We start from the raw sequence: 496 nt of genomic DNA, 5'->3' as shown, positions 1-496 counted from the left end.
GAACGCGTACCGCGCGCGCCATCGCCGTGGCCATCGTGGCCGGCTCGCTGGCTCTGACCGGCTGCTCCAGCGACAACGGCGGCGGCAACAAGGGCAAGGACGAGTCCAAGTCCCAGAAGGACGCCGCCGAGCAGCAGGATCCTGTCGCCTACGGTGACGCCGCCGCCTCCAGCGGCCCGGCGAAGGAGGTCACCGGGGCCAAGTCCGGCGGTTTCATCAACGTCTACATGCAGTCGGACCTGACCCACATGGACCCGGGTCAGATCTACGTCAGCGACGCCGGCCAGTTCTCCAACCTGATCCACCGGGGTCTGACGAACTTCCAGGAGGACAAGGACGGCAACCTGACGGTCGTCGGTGACATCGCCACCGACTCCGGCCAGTCCTCCGAGGGCGGCAAGGTCTGGACGTACAAGCTCAAGGACTGTATCAAGGACGAGGCGGGAAACGAGATCACCTCGGCCGACGTCCGCCACACCATCGAGCGCCTGTACTC

At 66.1% G+C, this 496-nt stretch carries 1 pseudogene; it reads left to right on the top strand.

The annotated features are described in order from the left end of the window. Positions 1-496, top strand: a pseudogene (locus tag KDL01_RS41810) (ABC transporter substrate-binding protein); the annotation flags it as partial.

Source organism: Actinospica durhamensis (genome assembly GCF_018139695.1).
Classification (GTDB): domain Bacteria; phylum Actinomycetota; class Actinomycetes; order Streptomycetales; family Catenulisporaceae; genus Actinospica; species Actinospica durhamensis.
The sequence above is the reverse complement of the archived record's forward strand: the minus strand, read 5'-3'. Positions and strand labels throughout refer to the sequence as shown.